The organism is Pseudomonas sp. IB20 (assembly GCF_009707325.1).
Lineage (GTDB): Bacteria > Pseudomonadota > Gammaproteobacteria > Pseudomonadales > Pseudomonadaceae > Aquipseudomonas.
Genome location: NZ_CP046103.1, coordinates 4,918,198 through 4,934,607, shown reverse-complemented (window position 1 = coordinate 4,934,607; position 16,410 = coordinate 4,918,198). Strand labels below are relative to the sequence as shown.

20 protein-coding genes are annotated in these 16,410 nt (G+C 60.3%); 9 read left to right on the top strand and 11 right to left on the bottom strand.

Going from position 1 to position 16,410, the window contains the following annotated elements; genetic code table 11:
- Positions 1 to 198 precede the first annotated feature (198 nt).
- The 4 genes from ftsY (at position 199) to rpoH (ending at position 4,300) form a co-directional block, all read left to right on the top strand.
- A complete protein-coding gene (gene ftsY / locus GJU48_RS23080; RefSeq protein WP_094949171.1) occupies positions 199 to 1,629 on the top strand; it encodes a signal recognition particle-docking protein FtsY in 1,431 nt (476 codons plus the stop codon).
- Complete coding sequence (gene ftsE / locus GJU48_RS23075; protein ID WP_003213784.1) at positions 1,626 to 2,297, top strand: cell division ATP-binding protein FtsE; 672 nt, start codon at positions 1,626 to 1,628, stop codon at positions 2,295 to 2,297. Before ftsY ends, ftsE begins: the two co-directional genes overlap by 4 nt.
- Complete coding sequence (ftsX, locus tag GJU48_RS23070) at positions 2,294 to 3,316, top strand: permease-like cell division protein FtsX (protein ID WP_094949170.1); 1,023 nt, start codon at positions 2,294 to 2,296, stop codon at positions 3,314 to 3,316. Before ftsE ends, ftsX begins: the two co-directional genes overlap by 4 nt.
- 129 nt (positions 3,317 to 3,445) lie before the next feature.
- A complete protein-coding gene (gene rpoH, locus GJU48_RS23065) occupies positions 3,446 to 4,300 on the top strand; it encodes an RNA polymerase sigma factor RpoH (protein WP_003176698.1) in 855 nt (284 codons plus the stop codon).
- 181 nt (positions 4,301 to 4,481) lie between these two features.
- Here rpoH and mtgA read toward each other — a convergent pair whose 3' ends face one another.
- Positions 4,482 to 5,204, bottom strand: coding sequence for a monofunctional biosynthetic peptidoglycan transglycosylase (gene mtgA / locus GJU48_RS23060; protein ID WP_094949169.1), 723 nt, complete (start codon positions 5,202 to 5,204; stop codon positions 4,482 to 4,484).
- A 74-nt stretch (positions 5,205 to 5,278) separates the two neighbouring features.
- Between mtgA and GJU48_RS23055 the strand changes: the two genes are divergently transcribed.
- The 4 genes from GJU48_RS23055 to trmB all read left to right on the top strand — a co-directional run bounded on the left by GJU48_RS23055 (position 5,279) and on the right by trmB (position 7,538).
- Positions 5,279 to 5,656, top strand: coding sequence for a DUF423 domain-containing protein (locus GJU48_RS23055; protein WP_094949168.1), 378 nt, complete (start codon positions 5,279 to 5,281; stop codon positions 5,654 to 5,656).
- An 86-nt stretch (positions 5,657 to 5,742) separates the two neighbouring features.
- Complete coding sequence (gene thiS / locus GJU48_RS23050) at positions 5,743 to 5,943, top strand: sulfur carrier protein ThiS (protein WP_176462891.1); 201 nt, start codon at positions 5,743 to 5,745, stop codon at positions 5,941 to 5,943.
- A 65-nt stretch (positions 5,944 to 6,008) separates the two neighbouring features.
- Positions 6,009 to 6,803: a thiazole synthase gene (locus tag GJU48_RS23045; RefSeq protein WP_015886353.1), complete on the top strand. Its 795-nt coding sequence runs from the start codon at positions 6,009 to 6,011 to the stop codon at positions 6,801 to 6,803.
- 9 nt (positions 6,804 to 6,812) lie between these two features.
- Positions 6,813 to 7,538 carry a tRNA (guanosine(46)-N7)-methyltransferase TrmB gene (gene trmB / locus GJU48_RS23040; RefSeq protein WP_094949166.1) on the top strand — a complete coding sequence of 242 codons (726 nt, stop codon included), beginning with the start codon at positions 6,813 to 6,815 and terminating at the stop codon, positions 7,536 to 7,538.
- A gap of 139 nt (positions 7,539 to 7,677) precedes the next feature.
- On the opposite strand, the gene GJU48_RS23035 is transcribed toward trmB, so the two are convergent.
- The 9 genes from GJU48_RS23035 to GJU48_RS22995 form a co-directional block, all read right to left on the bottom strand.
- A complete protein-coding gene (locus tag GJU48_RS23035; RefSeq protein ID WP_016972961.1) occupies positions 7,678 to 8,001 on the bottom strand; it encodes a DUF3392 domain-containing protein in 324 nt (107 codons plus the stop codon).
- Between the two features lie 19 nt (positions 8,002 to 8,020).
- Positions 8,021 to 9,223, bottom strand: a complete 1,203-nt coding sequence (hemW, locus tag GJU48_RS23030) for a radical SAM family heme chaperone HemW (RefSeq protein WP_094949164.1) — start codon at positions 9,221 to 9,223, stop codon at positions 8,021 to 8,023.
- Positions 9,220 to 9,816: an RdgB/HAM1 family non-canonical purine NTP pyrophosphatase gene (gene rdgB, locus GJU48_RS23025; protein ID WP_094949163.1), complete on the bottom strand. Its 597-nt coding sequence runs from the start codon at positions 9,814 to 9,816 to the stop codon at positions 9,220 to 9,222. The genes hemW and rdgB overlap by 4 nt, the downstream gene beginning before the upstream one ends.
- Entirely contained in the window at positions 9,813 to 10,247 is a 435-nt protein-coding gene (locus GJU48_RS23020) for a DUF4426 domain-containing protein (RefSeq protein WP_094949162.1), read from the bottom strand. Before GJU48_RS23020 ends, rdgB begins: the two co-directional genes overlap by 4 nt.
- Before the next feature lie 21 nt (positions 10,248 to 10,268).
- Complete coding sequence (metW, locus tag GJU48_RS23015; protein ID WP_016972957.1) at positions 10,269 to 10,889, bottom strand: methionine biosynthesis protein MetW; 621 nt, start codon at positions 10,887 to 10,889, stop codon at positions 10,269 to 10,271.
- 7 nt (positions 10,890 to 10,896) lie between these two features.
- On the bottom strand, positions 10,897 to 12,036 hold the full coding sequence (gene metX / locus GJU48_RS23010; RefSeq protein WP_094949161.1) for a homoserine O-succinyltransferase MetX: 1,140 nt from the start codon (positions 12,034 to 12,036) through the stop codon (positions 10,897 to 10,899).
- A gap of 186 nt (positions 12,037 to 12,222) precedes the next feature.
- Positions 12,223 to 12,810: a YggT family protein gene (locus GJU48_RS23005; RefSeq protein ID WP_094949160.1), complete on the bottom strand. Its 588-nt coding sequence runs from the start codon at positions 12,808 to 12,810 to the stop codon at positions 12,223 to 12,225.
- Positions 12,811 to 12,834: 24 nt separating this feature from the next.
- Positions 12,835 to 13,653 carry a pyrroline-5-carboxylate reductase gene (proC, locus tag GJU48_RS23000; RefSeq protein WP_094949159.1) on the bottom strand — a complete coding sequence of 273 codons (819 nt, stop codon included), beginning with the start codon at positions 13,651 to 13,653 and terminating at the stop codon, positions 12,835 to 12,837.
- Positions 13,654 to 13,686: 33 nt separating this feature from the next.
- Positions 13,687 to 14,373 carry a YggS family pyridoxal phosphate-dependent enzyme gene (locus GJU48_RS22995; protein ID WP_094949158.1) on the bottom strand — a complete coding sequence of 229 codons (687 nt, stop codon included), beginning with the start codon at positions 14,371 to 14,373 and terminating at the stop codon, positions 13,687 to 13,689.
- A 57-nt stretch (positions 14,374 to 14,430) separates the two neighbouring features.
- On the opposite strand from GJU48_RS22995, the gene GJU48_RS22990 reads away from it, so the two are divergent.
- Positions 14,431 to 15,465 carry a type IV pilus twitching motility protein PilT gene (locus GJU48_RS22990; RefSeq protein WP_094949157.1) on the top strand — a complete coding sequence of 345 codons (1,035 nt, stop codon included), beginning with the start codon at positions 14,431 to 14,433 and terminating at the stop codon, positions 15,463 to 15,465.
- 146 nt (positions 15,466 to 15,611) lie between these two features.
- Here GJU48_RS22990 and GJU48_RS22985 read toward each other — a convergent pair whose 3' ends face one another.
- On the bottom strand, positions 15,612 to 16,253 hold the full coding sequence (locus GJU48_RS22985; protein ID WP_094949156.1) for a C40 family peptidase: 642 nt from the start codon (positions 16,251 to 16,253) through the stop codon (positions 15,612 to 15,614).
- Positions 16,254 to 16,410 lie beyond the last annotated feature (157 nt).

Sequence of the window (16,410 nt, the reverse complement as noted above, 5' to 3'; positions counted from 1 at the left end):
GGTGTTTTTTCCCGACAATCTTCCACTTTTCGCCGATTTTATCGCTTCAGTCCTTTATTGAAACGATTTGTTGAGGCCTTTATTTACGCCTTACAAAATGTTGCGCATGAACAAGCGAGCGTTAAAGCAGTCTGTTCTGCATCGAATTTATTTACCGAGGCGCCCTGGCGCATCGCTACTTTGAGATAGCCGTCCTCCATGTTTGGTTCCAACGACGACAAGAAGAGCCCAGCTGCGGCTGGCGAGAAAAAAGGCCTGTTCGGATGGCTGCGCAAAAAGCCGCAGGAAACCGTCGTCGAACAGCCGCAGGTTCAACCTGAGCCTATCCCTGAACCGATAGTAGAAGCCGAACCGGTTGCTGAAATCCCGGCACCGGTGGTGTTGCCGATGGCCGAGCCGGTGTTGCAGCCGGTGGCTGAAGCCGCGCCGGAACCTGAGCCCGAGCACAAGCCGTGGCTTGAGCTGCCGGTGGCCGAAGAGCCCGTAGCGCTGGTTGACGATGTGCAGGCCGAACATGTGGCGCCGCCGATTCCGTCGGTGGTTGAGCCGGTGGAAGTGGTGGTTGAAGCGCTGCCGGTAGTCGAAGTGCCTGCGCCGGTCGTTGTTGAGCCGACGCCTGTGCCTGTCGTCGTGGCCGCGCCTGCCGTTATCGAGCCGCCTGTCGAACAAGAGCCGATCACCGCTGCTGCCGAAACCAGCAAAACCGGCTTCTTCGCGCGCCTCAAGCAGGGCCTGAGCAAGACCAGCGCCAGCATTGGCGAAGGCATGGCCAGCCTGTTCCTGGGCAAGAAGGTCATCGATGACGAGCTGCTGGAAGACATTGAAACCCGCCTGCTGACGGCCGACGTGGGCGTTGAAGCCACCGCCGTGATCATCCAGAGCCTGACCCAGAAGGTCGCACGCAAGCAACTGACCGACGCCGACGCGCTCTACAAATCCCTGCAGGCAGAGCTGGCTGCGATGCTCAAACCGGTAGAAGCCCCGCTGGTGATCACGCCGAACAAGCCGTTTGTGATCCTGGTGGTCGGCGTCAACGGCGCCGGCAAAACCACCACCATCGGCAAGCTGGCCAAAAAGCTGCAGTTGGAAGGCAAGAAAGTCATGCTCGCCGCCGGCGACACCTTCCGCGCCGCTGCCGTGGAGCAACTGCAGGTCTGGGGTGAGCGCAACAAGATCCCGGTGATCGCCCAGCACACCGGCGCCGACTCTGCCTCGGTGATCTTCGACGCCGTGCAAGCCGCCAAGGCGCGCAACATCGACGTGCTGATCGCCGATACCGCCGGTCGCCTGCACACCAAAGACAACTTGATGGAAGAGTTGAAGAAAGTACGCCGCGTGATCAGCAAGCTCGACGCCGAGGCACCGCATGAAGTCTTGCTGGTGCTTGACGCCGGCACCGGCCAGAACGCCATCAGCCAGGCCAAACAATTCAACCAGACGGTGCAACTGACCGGCCTGGCATTGACTAAGCTCGACGGCACAGCCAAAGGCGGCGTGATCTTCGCCCTGGCTAAACAGTTCGGGTTGCCGATTCGTTACATCGGCGTCGGTGAAGGTATCGACGACCTGCGCACCTTTGAAGCCGAACCCTTTGTACAGGCACTCTTTGCCGAGCGGGAGCGTTCATGATTCGATTCGAACAGGTCGGTAAACGCTATGCCAACGGGCATGTGGGCTTGCATGAGCTGAGCTTTCGAGTGCGTCGCGGCGAATTCTTGTTTGTGACCGGTCACTCGGGCGCGGGCAAAAGTACGCTGTTGCGCCTGCTGCTGGCCATGGAGCGTCCGACCACTGGCAAGTTGCTGCTGGCGGGCCAGGATCTGGCCACTATCAGCAACGCACAGATTCCTTTCCTGCGCCGTCAGATCGGCGTGGTGTTTCAGAACCACCAGTTGCTGTTCGATCGCACGGTGTTCAACAACATTGCCTTGCCGTTGCAGATCCTGGGGCTGTCCAAGGCCGAGATCGTCAAGCGTGTGGATTCGGCGCTGGAGCGCGTGGCGCTGTCGGATAAAACCGATCTGTACCCAGGCGACCTGTCCACCGGCCAGCAACAACGCGTCGGCATTGCCCGCGCCATCGTCCACCGCCCGGCCTTGCTGCTGGCGGACGAACCCACCGGTAACCTCGACCCGCGCCTGGCGGCCGAGATCATGGGCGTGTTCGAAGACATCAACCGCCTGGGCACCAGTGTGCTGATCGCCAGTCACGACCTGGCGTTGATCGCGCGTATGCGCCATCGCATGCTGACCCTGCAACGCGGCCGCCTGATCGGCGACGGGGAGGCCGGCGTATGAGTGCAACACGCAGCCCTAAAGTCTCCGAACGCGTGGCGCCAAAAGCCGCCGACCCGCAACCGCAGAAGAAAAAACGCGATGAAGACGATGGCCCGGATTTCAGCACACTGCTGCGCGCCTGGATCGAAAGCCATCGCGCCAGCCTGCTCGACAGCCTGCGCCGCCTGGCCAAGCAGCCGATTGGCAGCTTTTTCACCTGCCTGGTGATGGCCGTGGCGCTGAGCCTGCCGATGGGTTTGTCGCTGCTGCTTAATAATGTCGAGCGTCTGGGCGGTTCCTGGCAGCGTGCGGCGCAGATTTCTCTGTACCTGAACCTCGACGCCAGCGCCAAAGATGGCGAAAGCTTGCGCGACGACATCAAGAACCTGCCGGGTGTGGCGGACGCCGAATACATCAGCCGCGACCAGGCCCTTGAGGAGTTTCAGCAGCAGTCTGGCCTGGGCGAGGCGCTCAAGGAGCTGCCGCAGAACCCGCTGCCGGGCGTGGTGCTGGTGACGCCGAATGAAGTCGACAAGCCGGCGCTTGAGGCCCTGCGACAAAAACTTGCAGAGATGCCCAAGGTGCAACAGGCGCAACTTGATCTAGTCTGGGTAGAGCGTCTTGCCGCGATTCTCAAGCTGGGCGACCGCTTTGTGTTCGGTTTGACGGTGCTGTTGGTGTCTGCATTACTTTTGGTGATAGGTAATACCATTCGTCTTCATATTGAAAACCGTCGCATCGAGATAGAAGTGATTAAACTGGTCGGCGGCACGGACAGCTATGTGCGTCGTCCTTTTCTGTACATGGGCGCGCTTTATGGCTTTGGTGCCGGGATTTTGTCCTGGGGCGTGCTAGCGTTTGGCCTTGACTGGCTGAACGACGCGGTAGTCGGGCTTGCCGGCTTGTACGGCAGCGATTTTGCCTTGGCCGGCGTGCCGGTTGCCGATGGTTTGTCACTCTTGCTTGGCGCGGTATTGTTGGGGTATATCGGTGCGTGGATTGCGGTCGCTCGTCATTTACGTGAGTTGGCGCCGAAGTAGTTAATGTCAGATTAATGTGGTTTCGTTTGTATTGACCGTATCAGTGGTTTAGGGAACTTGTCCTACGGTTCCCGGTCAATTTTCGCAGTGCTGAACTGCACGAGTTATGTGAGTCGGAGGTTTTTTCGTATGACCACTTCTTTGCAACCTGCTTATGCCTTGGTCCCAGGTGCGAACCTGGAAGCCTATGTGCACACGGTCAACAGCATTCCATTGCTGACGCCCGAGCAGGAGCGTGAACTGGCCGAGAGTCTCTACTATGAGCAGGATTTGGGGGCGGCTCGGCAGATGGTGCTCGCCCACCTGCGTTTTGTCGTACATATCGCCCGTAGCTATAGCGGCTACGGCCTGGCCCAGGCTGACCTGATCCAGGAAGGCAACGTCGGCCTGATGAAGGCTGTAAAACGCTTCAACCCGGAAATGGGTGTACGTCTGGTGTCGTTTGCTGTGCACTGGATCAAGGCGGAAATCCACGAGTTCATCCTGCGCAACTGGCGCATCGTGAAGGTGGCGACCACCAAGGCCCAGCGCAAACTGTTCTTCAACCTGCGCAGCCAGAAAAAACGCCTGGCGTGGCTGAATAACGAGGAAGTCCACCGTGTGGCCGAAAGCCTCGGTGTGGAGCCGCGTGAAGTGCGCGAGATGGAAAGCCGCCTGACCGGCCATGATATGGCCTTCGACCCGGCCGCCGAAGCGGACGACGACAGCGCCTTCCAATCGCCGGCCAACTACCTGGAAGACCACCGGTACGACCCGGCGCGTCAACTGGAAGACGCCGACTGGAGCGACAACTCCAATCACAACCTGCACGAAGCGTTGGAAGTGTTGGACGACCGCAGCCGTGACATCCTCTACCAGCGCTGGCTGGCAGAAGAAAAAGCCACGCTGCACGACCTGGCGCAGAAGTACAACGTGTCGGCCGAGCGGATTCGTCAGCTTGAGAAAAGCGCGATGAATAAGCTGAAGTTGTCGATCGCTGCTTAAAGGCTGCGAAAAGACAAAAAAATGCCCCGATCGAGAGATCGGGGCATTTTTGTTTGCATTTGAAAATCTCAAGTCCAACTCGGCCAGCTCCCACAGGGGGATGTGGTGTCAGTCGGACCAAGGCTGTTGCATTTGAAAATCTCAAGTCCAACTCGGCCAGCTCCCACAGGGGGATGTGGTGTCAGTCGGACCAAGGTGCCTTGCGAGAGTTGTTCAACTCCACCAGATAACCATCCCCGCCCAATTGGCTCATCTGCTGGCGAATCCACGCCGCTCGCCGCGCCACATACGCGGTCGGATGGCTGGCACTCCACACCCGTGGGTTCGGCAACACCGCCGCCAAATAGCTGGCCTGCTGGCGAGAAAGCGCCTTGGCACTCACCCCAAAGTGATGCCGCGCCGCCGCTTCTGCGCCGAAAACACCTTCATCCCACTCCACGCTGTTGAGGTACACCTCAAGAATCCGCTGCTTGGGCCAGAACACTTCGATCAACCCGGTAAACCAAGCCTCCAGGCCTTTGCGCAAGTAACTGCGCCCGGCCCACAGGAACAGGTTCTTCGACACCTGTTGGCTCAACGTGCTGGCGCCGCGAATCGAACCGCCGCGCTCGTTGTGCAGCAGCGCCGCCTGAATCGCGCCAAAATCAAAACCCCAGTGCTGCGGGAAGCGCTGGTCTTCACCGGCCATCACCGCCACTTTGAGGTCATCGGAGATCTCGTCCCACGCCACCCACGTGCGTTGCAGGTCGATCGGCTCGCCGTCGATCCAGGATTCGACCTTGCGCTCCACCATTAGCGCGGTGAACGGTGGCGGCACGACACGAAACAGCAGCACCAGCAGCACACTGCCGATGGCAAACCATTTCACGACTTTGAGAAAACGCTTGAAGAGGAGACGCAGCATAGAGATGGCTTGGCCGAACCCGTTGAGCGGGCCATTATACAGACCCGGCCCTTTGAGTCTGATTGGAGTTCCTCATGCTGCGTAGCTTTCTGATGCTGGCTGCCTTTTTCGGCTTCACCGGCGTCGCCCTCGGCGCCTTTGCTGCTCACGGCCTGAAAAACCGCCTGAGCGCCGAGTACCTGGCGATCTTCCACACCGGCGTGACTTACCAACTGGTGCATGCCCTAGCGCTCTTCTGCGTGGCGTTGTTGGCTGCGCATATTCCTGGCCGACTGATCGGCTGGGCGGGTATCTCCTTTACTGTCGGCATCCTGCTGTTCTCCGGCAGTTTGTATGCGCTGACCCTGACCGGCATCAGCAAACTGGGGATCATCACGCCATTTGGCGGGCTGGCGTTTCTGCTCGGCTGGTTCTTCCTCGGTCTTGCTGCATGGCGCCTGCAGGCCATCTGACCGAGGGGCTTCTGACCAAGGGGCTTGGGCCGACAACCATGATCGGGCTAGAATGCTGGCCCCTAAAAACGATGGCGGCCCGTGGCATGCGCATTCAGTTGAACGGCGAATCCTTTGAACTGCCCGACGGTGAAACCGTTGCGGCCCTGCTGACCCGTCTGGACCTGACCGGGCGTCGCGTCGCAGTGGAGCTCAACCTGGATATCGTCCCGCGTAGCCTGCACGTCGAAACCGCGCTCACCGAAGGTGATCAGGTCGAAGTGGTCCACGCCATCGGTGGCGGCTAGCCGCCCGGCGCTCAAGGGCGCCATCCCGCATTCTGCAGAACCTCACTCCAATTCGAGGATTTCCCATGAGCATCGTTCGTAGCGACAAGCCCTTCGTCCTGGCCGGTCGCACCTACCAGTCCCGTCTGCTGGTCGGCACCGGCAAGTACCGTGACATGGAAGAAACCCGCCTGGCCATCGAAGCCTCGGGTGCCGAGATCGTCACCTTCGCCGTGCGCCGTACCAACCTCGGCCAGATCGAAGGCGAGCCGAACCTGCTCGAAGTGCTGTCGCCGGATCGCTACACTTTCTTGCCGAACACCGCCGGTTGCTACGACGCCATCGAAGCCGTGCGCACTTGCCGCCTGGCCCGTGAGCTGCTCGACGGCCACAACCTGGTGAAGCTGGAAGTGCTGGCCGACCAGAAAACCCTGTTCCCCAACGTGATCGAAACCCTCAAGGCCGCCGAAACGCTGGTCAAGGAAGGTTTCGACGTGATGGTCTACACCAGCGATGACCCGATCATTGCCCGCCAACTGGCGGAAATCGGTTGCATCGCGGTGATGCCGCTGGCTGGCCTGATCGGTTCCGGCCTGGGTATCTGCAATCCGTATAACCTGCAGATCATCCTCGAAGAAGCCAAGATCCCGGTGCTGGTGGATGCGGGCGTGGGCACTGCCTCCGACGCCACCATCGCCATGGAACTGGGCTGCGATGCGGTGCTGATGAACTCGGCCATCGCCCATGCCCAGCAGCCGATCATGATGGCCGAAGCCATGAATCACGCGATCGTCGCAGGCCGCTTGGCCTACCTCGCCGGCCGCATGCCGAAAAAACTGTACGCCAGCGCCTCCTCGCCGCTGGATGGTCTGATCAAGTAAGAGCCATTGATGACTGAATCAAACGAAACGCCGAACACCGTGGAAGAAGGCGACGAGTCCAAGCACCGCCGCATCAAGAGTTTTGTGATGCGCGCCGGTCGCATGACCGAAGGCCAGCAAAAGGGCTTGGAGCAGGGCACGCCGCTGTTCGTATTGCCATTGGCCGACGCGCCAGTGGATTACGACCAGGTGTTCGGCCGTTCGGCCCCGCGTTCCCTCGAAATCGGTTTCGGCATGGGCCACTCCCTGTTGGAAATGGCCGCAGCCTCGCCGGAGCAGGACTTCATCGGTGTGGAAGTACACCGCCCGGGTGTCGGCGCGCTGCTCAACGGCGTGCTCACCCAGGGCCTGACTAACCTGCGGGTCTATGACTGCGACGCGATTGAAGTGCTCAACCGCTGCATCGCCGACAACAGCCTCGACCGCCTGATGCTGTTCTTCCCGGACCCTTGGCACAAATCCCGTCACCACAAGCGCCGTATCGTCCAGGCGTCCTTCGCGGAACTGGTGCGCAGCAAGTTGAAAGTCGGCGGCATCCTGCACATGGCCACCGACTGGGAACCGTACGCGGAATACATGCTGGAAGTGATGAACGTCGCCCCTGGCTACCGCAACCTGGCCGAAGACGGCAAATGCGTGCCACGCCCGGCTGAGCGCCCGATCACCAAGTTCGAACGCCGCGGCGAGCGGTTGGGGCATGGGGTTTGGGATTTGAAGTTCGAGAAATTGGCGTAACTCGCCACTGATTTGAAATGCAATCCAATGTGGGAGCTGGCTTGCCTGCGATGCAGACACCTCGGTGTATCAGTGATACCCAGGTGATGCTATCGCAGGCAAGCCAGCTCCCACATTTGGTTTTGTGTTGGGTTTGGGGTCAGCGGCGGTCTGCGACGACGCCAATCAACACCAGCACCACCACCAACACGGGTGCCAGGCTGTAGTTATTGAACTGGCTCAGGCCCCGCACAATCCACGGTGTGGCATAGATCAACGCCGCACCGCTACCGATCATGCACACCAGCGCCATCAACGGTACGCGCAATGCACCGGCGATGCTGCCCAGTCGCGCCTCAACCCAGCCTTTGATGTCCGCGCCGAACAGCACCAGCAAGCAGCCGACGAGGGCCAGGGAGATTTCCGACAGGTTGCTACGGCTCCAGCGGGAGACGGTGGCGAGCAGGTCGAGTACCAAATCCATTCGATTTCCTTAAGAGCGATCAGCTCAAAAACGTCTGCAACAGGTCATTGAGAAAGAGTTGCCCGCGGTCGGTCGCCGCCAGGCGTGACGGTTCGACCTGCATTAAGCCACTTTGTTCTGCCTCACGGCGGCCTGCGTCCAGGCTCGCCAGATCAAGGCCGGTGCGCTCGGCGTAGAGCTTGGCGTCAACGCCTTCGGTGAGCCGCAATGCGTTCATCAGAAACTCGAACGGCAGTTCTTCGTTGGTCAGTTCTTTCGCCCCGGCCTGGAAGCTTTTGGCCGGGTTGAGGTAGTCCTTCGGTGCGCGGGTCTTCCAGGTGCGCACGATGCGCCCGTCCGGGTGGCTGAGCTTGCCATGGGCACCGGCGCCGATGCCGATAAAATCGCCGAAGCTCCAGTAATTCAGGTTATGCCGCGCCGGGCGACCCGGTTGGGCATAGGCCGACACTTCATATTGCGCGTAACCGTGTTCGGCCAGCAGCGCCTGGCCGGCTTCCTGGATGTCCCACAATGTGTCGTCTTCCGGCAGCGCGGGCGGCTGGTTCCAGAACACGGTGTTGGGTTCCAGGGTCAGTTGGTACCAGGACAAGTGCGTCGGCTTCAGTGCGATAGCCTGGCGCAAGTCGCTCAGGGCATCGTCCAAGGACTGATCGGGCAAGCCGTGCATCAAGTCCAAGTTGAAGTTATCGAACCCGGCCTGGCGCGCCATGCCCGCTGCGCGCACCGCTTCGTCGCCATTGTGAATGCGGCCCAGGGCCTCAAGCTTTTGCTGCTGGAAGCTCTGGATGCCGATGGACAGACGATTGATCCCCAGCTTGCGGTATGCCACGAACTTCTCTTGCTCGAAGGTCCCGGGGTTGGCTTCCAGGGTGATCTCGATGTCGCCGGCAAACGGGATACGCGCTTGCACACCCTTGAGCAAGCGCCCCAGCGCGGCGGCGCTGAACAGGCTCGGCGTGCCGCCACCGAAAAAGATCGAGCTGAGTTCACGGCCGTAAACCGCGTGCAGGTCTTGATCAAGGTCAGCCAGTAAAGCGTCCACATACTCTTCTTCCGGTAGCACTTTGCTCGCGGTGTGGGAGTTGAAGTCGCAATAAGGGCATTTGCGCACGCACCACGGGATGTGGATGTACAGCGCCAAGGGCGGCAACTGGGGCAGGGCCGCCCGAGGTGTTTGCGCGCCGCCGTGGATCAGCGGCTGCGCAGAGGTGTTTTGGGTCATTTCAGGCTCAGGCGTTGGCGCAGCAAATCCATTGCGCGGGCGCGGTGGCTGATCTGGTTCTTGTCGGCCGGGCTCAGTTCGGCGCTGGAGACATTGCGCTCCGGCACCCAGAACAGCGGGTCATAGCCGAAGCCATGCTCGCCACTGGCTGTATGCAGAATGCGCCCGTGCCACAGGCCTTCGCAGAGGATCGGCAACGGGTCATCGGCATGCCGCACCAGTGCCAGCACGCAGACGAACTGCGCGCCACGTTCCGCATCCGGCACGCCCTTGAGGGCGTCCAGCAGCTTGGCGTTGTTGGCCGCGTCGCCCTTGCCGTCAGCGTAACGCGCCGAGTAGATGCCCGGCGCGCCGCCGAGGAAATCCACCGCCAGGCCCGAATCATCCGCCAATGCAGGCAAGCCGGAGATACGCGCGGCATTGCGCGCCTTGAGGATGGCGTTTTCGACAAACGACAGGCCGGTTTCTTCCGGCTCCACCTGGCTGAATTCGCCAATCGAGCGCAATTGCACGGATTCACCGAGCATGGCCTGCAATTCTTTGAGTTTGCCGGCGTTATGGCTGGCCAGTACGAGTTGGGTCAGGTTCATTATTCGGCCGGAAACAGTTCTTGGTTGAATTGGAAGCTATGGGCTTTTCCGCCGGTTTCAACGTTGATGGTAAACGTCTTGTATTCACGCTGCGGCACGGAGTAGGGCGCGAGGTAGTTGATTCCGCCTTTCTCGGTGATTTGCTTGAACGTCAATATCTCGGTCTTGCCGCCCAAATCCTTGATGGTGCCGGTCACTTGCGCCGCCACAGGGGTCACGCCCTTGACCACGGTTACATTGATCAAACCTTTGTTCTTGCTGCGCACAACGCCAACTGCCTGGGCGGTTTCCGGTTGCAGGAAGCTGGAGGTGAAGGTGTTGTAATGCACGGTGATATCGCCGAATTCTTTCTGGCGATTACCGTCGATAGTGTCCGCCGCCATGGCGCTGGCGCCCAGGCACGCGGTGAGCAGGAATACAGCCAAACGACTCATGTTCGTCCTCCTTGAAAATGGTTAGACGGCGATTTTGTGGTCTGTGAGGCCAGGACTGCTGACCCGGTAGATACCAATTTCGCCCAATAGGTTGGGCCATAGCTTACTCGCCCAGCCGTGGCGGTGCTGTTGATCGACAGCAAGGCGGTTGATCACCTTGGCTTCACGCTCGCCGCACAAGGCTTCGAAGTCTTCGAAGGTGCAGAAGTGGATGTTCGGCGTGTTGTACCACGTGTACGGCAGGAAATCCGACACCGGCATCCGGCCCTTGGTGGCCAGGTACCAGCGGCAGCGCCAGTGGCCGAAGTTGGGGAAGGTGATGATGCACTGGCGACCCACGCGCAGCATTTCGTCGAGGATGCGGTCCGGGTAGTGCACCGCTTGCAGGGCCTGGGTCATCACCACGATATCGAAGCTGTTGCTGGCAAAGTTGCCCAGACCCTTGTCCAGGTCCTGCTCGATCACGTTGATGCCCTTGGCCACGCACTGGGCGATGTTGTCCGGGTCGTTTTCCAGGCCATAGCCGGTGACTTGCTTGTTGTCGCGCAGCCAGCTCAGCAGTTCGCCATCACCGCAGCCAAGGTCGAGCACGCGGCTGCCGGCGGGGATCCAGTCTTGGATGATTTCCAGGTCGGCTCTCATGGCGTTCTCACAAAGAAATGCGGTTCATGTAGTTGCGAAAGGCCTGCAAGTAACGCGGGATCGGGATCAGGAAGGCGTCGTGGCCTTGCGGAGCATCGATCTCCAGGTAGCAGACGTCTTTCTTGGCGGCCATCAAGGCATCCACCAGTTCCCGCGAGCGGGCCGGCGAGAAGCGCCAGTCGGTGGTGAACGACATCACGCAGAACTTGGCCGTGGCGCCCTCGAAGGTTTTCGCCAAGTCATCGTTGAAGTTGGCGGCCGGGTCGAAATAGTCCAACGCCTTAGTCATCAGCAAGTAGGTATTGGCGTCGAAACGCCCGGAAAACTCCTCGCCCTGATAACGCAGGTAGCTTTCCACCTGGAACTCGACGCTGTGGAAGTCGTAGTTGAGCTTCTCGCTCTTGAGCCCACGGCCGAATTTCTCGCCCATGGAGTCATCGGACAGGTAAGTGATGTGCCCGACCATTCGCGCCAGCATCAAGCCACGTTTGGGGATCACGCCCGCTTCCTGGAACGAACCACCGTGGAACTCGGGGTCAGTGAGGATCGCCTGGCGTGCCACTTCGTTGAAGGCGATGTTCTGCGCCGAGAGTTTGGGTGCCGAGGCGATGGCCAGGCAATGGCGTACGCGGTCTGGGTAGGTGATGGTCCATTGCAGCGCCTGCATGCCGCCCAGGCTGCCGCCGATCACCGCGGCCCATTGGCCGATGCCCAGCAGGTCAGCCAGGCGCGCCTGGCTGTGCACCCAGTCTTCCACGGTCAGTACCGGGAAATCCGCGCCGAACGGTTTGCCGGTTTCCGGGTTGAGGCTGCTGGGGCCGGTGGAGCCGTTGCAGCCGCCGAGGTTGTTCAGGCTGACCACAAAGAATTTATTGGTGTCGATGGGTTTGCCGGGGCCGATGCAGCTGTCCCACCAGCCGGGCTTGCGCTCGTCGGCACTGTGGAAACCCGCGGCGTGATGGTGCCCGGATAAGGCGTGGCAGATCAGCACGGCGTTGCTCGCCGTGGCGTTCAGTTGGCCGTAGGTTTCGTAGATCAGGTCATAGGCCGGCAGCGAACGACCGCAGGCCAGGGCCAGCGGTTCGCTGAAGTGCGCCATTTGGGGCACGACCAGTCCAACAGAATCGGGGGGGAAGGCAGTTGGCATCGACCCTGCTCTCGTTTAAATGAGGCGTAAGTCTAAAGACCACTGCACCCAGCGGCAAGCAAAGGCCGGAGGTTTAGAGAACGTTCCTGCGCGGGTGCGCAGGAACGAATCGCCAATCAGATCAAGCTGTACAGCAGCGGCGGCATGCCGGTGAACTCGGCGAGGTAGGGGTCCAGGAATCGCCAATCAGATCAAGCTGTACAGCAGCGGCGGCATGCCGGTGAACTCGGCGAGGTAGGGGATTACCCAGATTTGCAGCAACTGCAGCGCGATAAATGCAAAAATCGGCGAGATGTCGAGGCCACCCAGGTTAGGCACCCATCGACGAAACGGCGCAAGTACCGGTTCGGTGATCTGCTTAACCAGCTCGGCACCCGGGCTGCGGCTGTCCGGAGCGACCCAGGACAAAATCACGCTGATGATCATTGACCAGAACAGGATCTTCAAAAATAGCGACAAGATACCAATCAGCGCCCATGGCACCATCAGCACCGTGTCAGGTCGCGAGCCCTTGAGCACTACGACCACCGCGAAAAGTGCCAGCTGCAACAGGAACGCCAAGACCAGTGATGACATGTCCAGGCCAAACATGCTCGGCACGATGCGGCGCAGTGGCTTGAGCAGCGGTTGCGTAGCTTTCACCACGAATTGGCACAGCGGGTTATAAAAGTTCGCCCGCACCACCTGCAGGATAAAACGCATCAGTACGATCAGCAGATACAGGCTGCCCAGGGTCTTGATGATGAAAATGACAGCGTCATTGAGTCCGAGCATCATTGTTTCCTTCGTAAGGGGCGACTACTTGCCCAGTTGTTCGGCCATTTCTGCCGAGCGATGCGCGGCGGCGCCGAGGGCTTTTTCCACCAGGGCTTCAAAGCCCCCGGCCTGGAACGATTCGATGGCGGCCTGCGTGGTGCCGCCCGGCGAGGTTACGCGGCGGCGCAACTCGGCGGCGTCCACGTCGCTGCCAACGGCCATCTTCGCAGCGCCCAGCGCGGTTTGCTCAGCCAGTTGCTCAGCCACTTCGTGTGGCAGGCCCAGTTTCACGCCAGCGGCAGTCATGGCTTCGATCAGCAGGAAGAAGTAGGCCGGGCCGCTACCGGAGACGGCGGTGACCGCATCCAGTTGCTGTTCCTGTTCCAGCCACACGGCGATGCCCACGGCGGACAGCAGTTCTTGAGCCTGGTCACGTTGTTCGGCGCTCACTTCGGACGTAGCGTACAAACCACTCACGCCCTGGCGCAGCAGCGCCGGGGTGTTGGGCATGCAACGCACGATCGGCTGGGCGCCCAGCCAGGTGTTCATGCTGGCACAGGTGATACCGGCGGCGATGGAGACCACCAACTGATGCGGCTGCAGGCTCGGGCGCAGGCTCTCACACACCGCCTTCATGGCCTGCGGCTTGACCGCCAGTACGATCACGTCAACGCCTTGGATGGCCTCAGCGTTGTCGGCAAAGGTTTCAATACCGTGCTCGGTGCTGACGCGGGCGCGGGTGTCGGCGCCTGGGTCGCTGGCGCGGATCTGTGTGGCTTCGAGGCCTTTGGCCCGTAAGCCACCGATCAGGCTGGCCGCCATGTTACCGGCGCCGATAAAGGCAATACGCGTGTTGCTCATGACAGGTCCTTATTCAGAGGAAAGTCAGCCATTTCACGGCTGGCCGTAGTCGCGGGCACCAAACAGGGCGGTACCGATCCGCACCCAGGTGGCGCCTTGGGCGATGGCTGATTCAAGGTCGTGGCTCATGCCCATAGAAAGTGTGTCCAGGCCCAAGTTCAGGCTCGCTTGCAGGTCGCGTACTGTCGCGAAGGCTGCATCCTGCTCGGCACGGTCGTCAGTCGGTTCGGGGATCGCCATCAAACCACGCAACGTCAGGCGCGGCAGGGCGCTGATTGCGTTAGCCAGTGCCGGCAGGTCGGCGGGCGTACAGCCGGACTTGCTGGCTTCGCCACTGACGTTGACCTGAATGCAGATGTTCAGCGGCGGCAGCTCGGCCGGGCGTTGTTCGGACAAACGTTGAGCGATTTTCAAGCGGTCCACGGAATGCACCCAAGCGAAGTTCTCGGCGATCGCACGAGTCTTGTTCGATTGAATGGGGCCGATGAAGTGCCAACTCAAGGGCAGGTCGGTTAATTCGGCCTGTTTGCCCAAGGCTTCCTGCAGGTAGTTCTCGCCAAAATCACGCATTCCGGCGGCATAGGCTTCGCGCACGGCTTGTGCAGGTTTGGTCTTGCTCACGGCCAGCAGGTGAATACTGCTTTCGTCACGTTGCACGGCGTGGGCCGCGGCGCGGATCCGCTCGCTAACCAGGCCAATGTTGTCTGCTATCGTCGACATTCAAGATGCACCCGTGGATATGGAGTCCGCGGCATTCTACTGGAAATGGAAAGCCCTATGGATATCACTGAACTGCTGACGGCCAGCGTGCGCCGTGGCGCCTCCGACCTGCATTTGTCAGCCGGCCTGGCGCCGATGCTGCGCGTCGATGGCGAAGTCTGGCCACTGGAAGGACCGACGCTTTCGCCTACGCAAGTTGCGGACATACTCAGCCCTTTGCTCAACCAGCACCAACAAAAGGATTTCGAAACATCTCTTGAAACGGATTTTGCCTTCGAACTGCCGGGCGTGGCGCGGTTCCGGGCCAATGTGTTTCAGCAGAACCGCGGCATGGGCGCGGTGTTTCGCACCATCCCCGCCGAGGTGCAGAGCCTGGAAGGCCTCGGGCTGGGCGAGGTGTTCCGGCGTATCGCGCAACTGCCGCGCGGCCTGGTGCTGGTGACCGGGCCGACCGGGTCGGGCAAGTCCACGACATTGGCGGCGATGATCGACTACCTCAACCAGCACCGGCGCCAGCACATCCTCACCCTGGAAGACCCCATCGAATTTATCCACAGCCCGAAAATGGCCCTGATCAACCAGCGGCAGGTACACCGAGATACCCACAGCTTTTCGTCGGCCCTGCGTTCCGCGCTGCGCGAAGACCCAGATGTGATCCTGGTAGGCGAGTTGCGCGACCTGGAAACCATCCGCCTGGCGCTGACGGCCGCTGAGACCGGGCACTTGGTGTTTGGCACCCTGCACACCAACTCGGCGGCAAAGACCGTGGGCCGGTTGGTGGACGTGTTCCCGGTGGGGGAAAAGGCCATGGTGCGCTCGATGCTCTCGGAGTCGCTACAGGCGGTGGTGTCGCAGGTGCTGGTAAAGAAGGTCGGCGGCGGGCGGGTGGCGGCTCACGAGATCATGCTGGGCACGCCAGCCATTCGTAACCTGATCCGCGAGGACAAAGTGGCGCAGATGGTCTCGGCGATTCAGACCGGTGGGGCGTTGGGGATGAAGACGTTGGACATGAGCTTGAAGGCGCTGGTCAGCGAGGGGCTGGTCAGCCGGGAGGAGGCGCGGGGGCAGGCGAGGGTGCCTGGGGATATCTAAAGGACACTGAGATCACTGTGGGAGATGGCTTGCCCGCGATGACGGTGTGTCAGCTTGCAGAGATGTAACCTGTCAGCCCGCTATCGCAGGCAAGCTAGCTCCCACATTTGATTGCATTTCAAATGGGGAGCTCAGTGCCTATTGGCTTAGCGCTGCACAACCCGCAGGTTGCTGTTCTGCTCTTTCGGCAGAACTCGTTTGGCAATCACGTAGTTCTTGTCCCAGAACGGCTTTTTCAGCGTGTCGATGCTCACCGACTTGCCACGACGCGGTGCGTGGATAAAGCGGTCGTTGCCCAGGTAGATGGCAACATGGTTGACCTGGCGGCTCTTCAATTTGAAGAACAACAGGTCGCCCGGTTTCAGGTCTTTGCGATCAACCTTCACGCCGTGGCCGGCGGCCATGGCGTTGGAGGTGCGTGGCAAATCCACCGCTTTGACGTCGTTAAACGCATATTTCACTAAACCACTGCAGTCGAACCCTTTACTTGGGCTGCTGCCGCCCCAACGATAAGGAGTACCGAGCACATTCACGGCGCGGCTCAAAACGTTGCTGCTTTGTTTGGTGTTGACTGCCATCAGGCCAGGAACTGCTTTACCGTTATGGGCCTTGCTCACGTGAGTCGGGCGGTTGACGGTCAGCTTTACCGATTTGGCAGTGCTTGGCGTGCTGTGAACTTTAGGGGTGAAACCGTTAACATTAGGAAGACGTTGCTCACGATTGGTGGCGTGGGCGGCCAGTGGCATTAATAGGCAGATGGTCAGCCATGTCTTGAAAAATGGTCGCATTCGGCGTGGCTCTTTTTGGTTTGCGCGCAACTTTATAACAGCTTTTTGTGTCGTTCTAAGGCCGTTTGTCGACTGAACCCTGGGGTCAAATTCAGGAAAAACGCGACGAATTGCCGCTATTGTCCTACAGAGGTCAGGTGGCATAAGGCTTTGCGGG

Bases quoted from the DNA above. Each gene is read 5' to 3' on its own strand.
- GJU48_RS23045 (WP_015886353.1), top strand. From the start codon at position 6,009: ATGAGCATCGTTCGTAGCGACAAGCCCTTCGTCCTGGCCGGTCGCACC.
- thiS (WP_176462891.1), top strand. From the start codon at position 5,743: ATGCGCATTCAGTTGAACGGCGAATCCTTTGAACTGCCCGACGGTGAA.
- GJU48_RS22995 (WP_094949158.1), bottom strand. From the start codon at position 14,373: ATGTCGACGATAGCAGACAACATTGGCCTGGTTAGCGAGCGGATCCGC.
- GJU48_RS22985 (WP_094949156.1), bottom strand. From the start codon at position 16,253: ATGCGACCATTTTTCAAGACATGGCTGACCATCTGCCTATTAATGCCA.
- GJU48_RS23035 (WP_016972961.1), bottom strand. From the start codon at position 8,001: ATGGATTTGGTACTCGACCTGCTCGCCACCGTCTCCCGCTGGAGCCGT.
- GJU48_RS23020 (WP_094949162.1), bottom strand. From the start codon at position 10,247: ATGAGTCGTTTGGCTGTATTCCTGCTCACCGCGTGCCTGGGCGCCAGC.
- GJU48_RS23005 (WP_094949160.1), bottom strand. From the start codon at position 12,810: ATGCTCGGACTCAATGACGCTGTCATTTTCATCATCAAGACCCTGGGC.
- hemW (WP_094949164.1), bottom strand. From the start codon at position 9,223: ATGACCCAAAACACCTCTGCGCAGCCGCTGATCCACGGCGGCGCGCAA.
- GJU48_RS23055 (WP_094949168.1), top strand. From the start codon at position 5,279: ATGCTGCGTAGCTTTCTGATGCTGGCTGCCTTTTTCGGCTTCACCGGC.
- ftsY (WP_094949171.1), top strand. From the start codon at position 199: ATGTTTGGTTCCAACGACGACAAGAAGAGCCCAGCTGCGGCTGGCGAG.
- mtgA (WP_094949169.1), bottom strand. From the start codon at position 5,204: ATGCTGCGTCTCCTCTTCAAGCGTTTTCTCAAAGTCGTGAAATGGTTT.
- trmB (WP_094949166.1), top strand. From the start codon at position 6,813: ATGACTGAATCAAACGAAACGCCGAACACCGTGGAAGAAGGCGACGAG.
- metX (WP_094949161.1), bottom strand. From the start codon at position 12,036: ATGCCAACTGCCTTCCCCCCCGATTCTGTTGGACTGGTCGTGCCCCAA.
- metW (WP_016972957.1), bottom strand. From the start codon at position 10,889: ATGAGAGCCGACCTGGAAATCATCCAAGACTGGATCCCCGCCGGCAGC.
- GJU48_RS22990 (WP_094949157.1), top strand. From the start codon at position 14,431: ATGGATATCACTGAACTGCTGACGGCCAGCGTGCGCCGTGGCGCCTCC.
- ftsX (WP_094949170.1), top strand. From the start codon at position 2,294: ATGAGTGCAACACGCAGCCCTAAAGTCTCCGAACGCGTGGCGCCAAAA.
- ftsE (WP_003213784.1), top strand. From the start codon at position 1,626: ATGATTCGATTCGAACAGGTCGGTAAACGCTATGCCAACGGGCATGTG.
- rpoH (WP_003176698.1), top strand. From the start codon at position 3,446: ATGACCACTTCTTTGCAACCTGCTTATGCCTTGGTCCCAGGTGCGAAC.
- proC (WP_094949159.1), bottom strand. From the start codon at position 13,653: ATGAGCAACACGCGTATTGCCTTTATCGGCGCCGGTAACATGGCGGCC.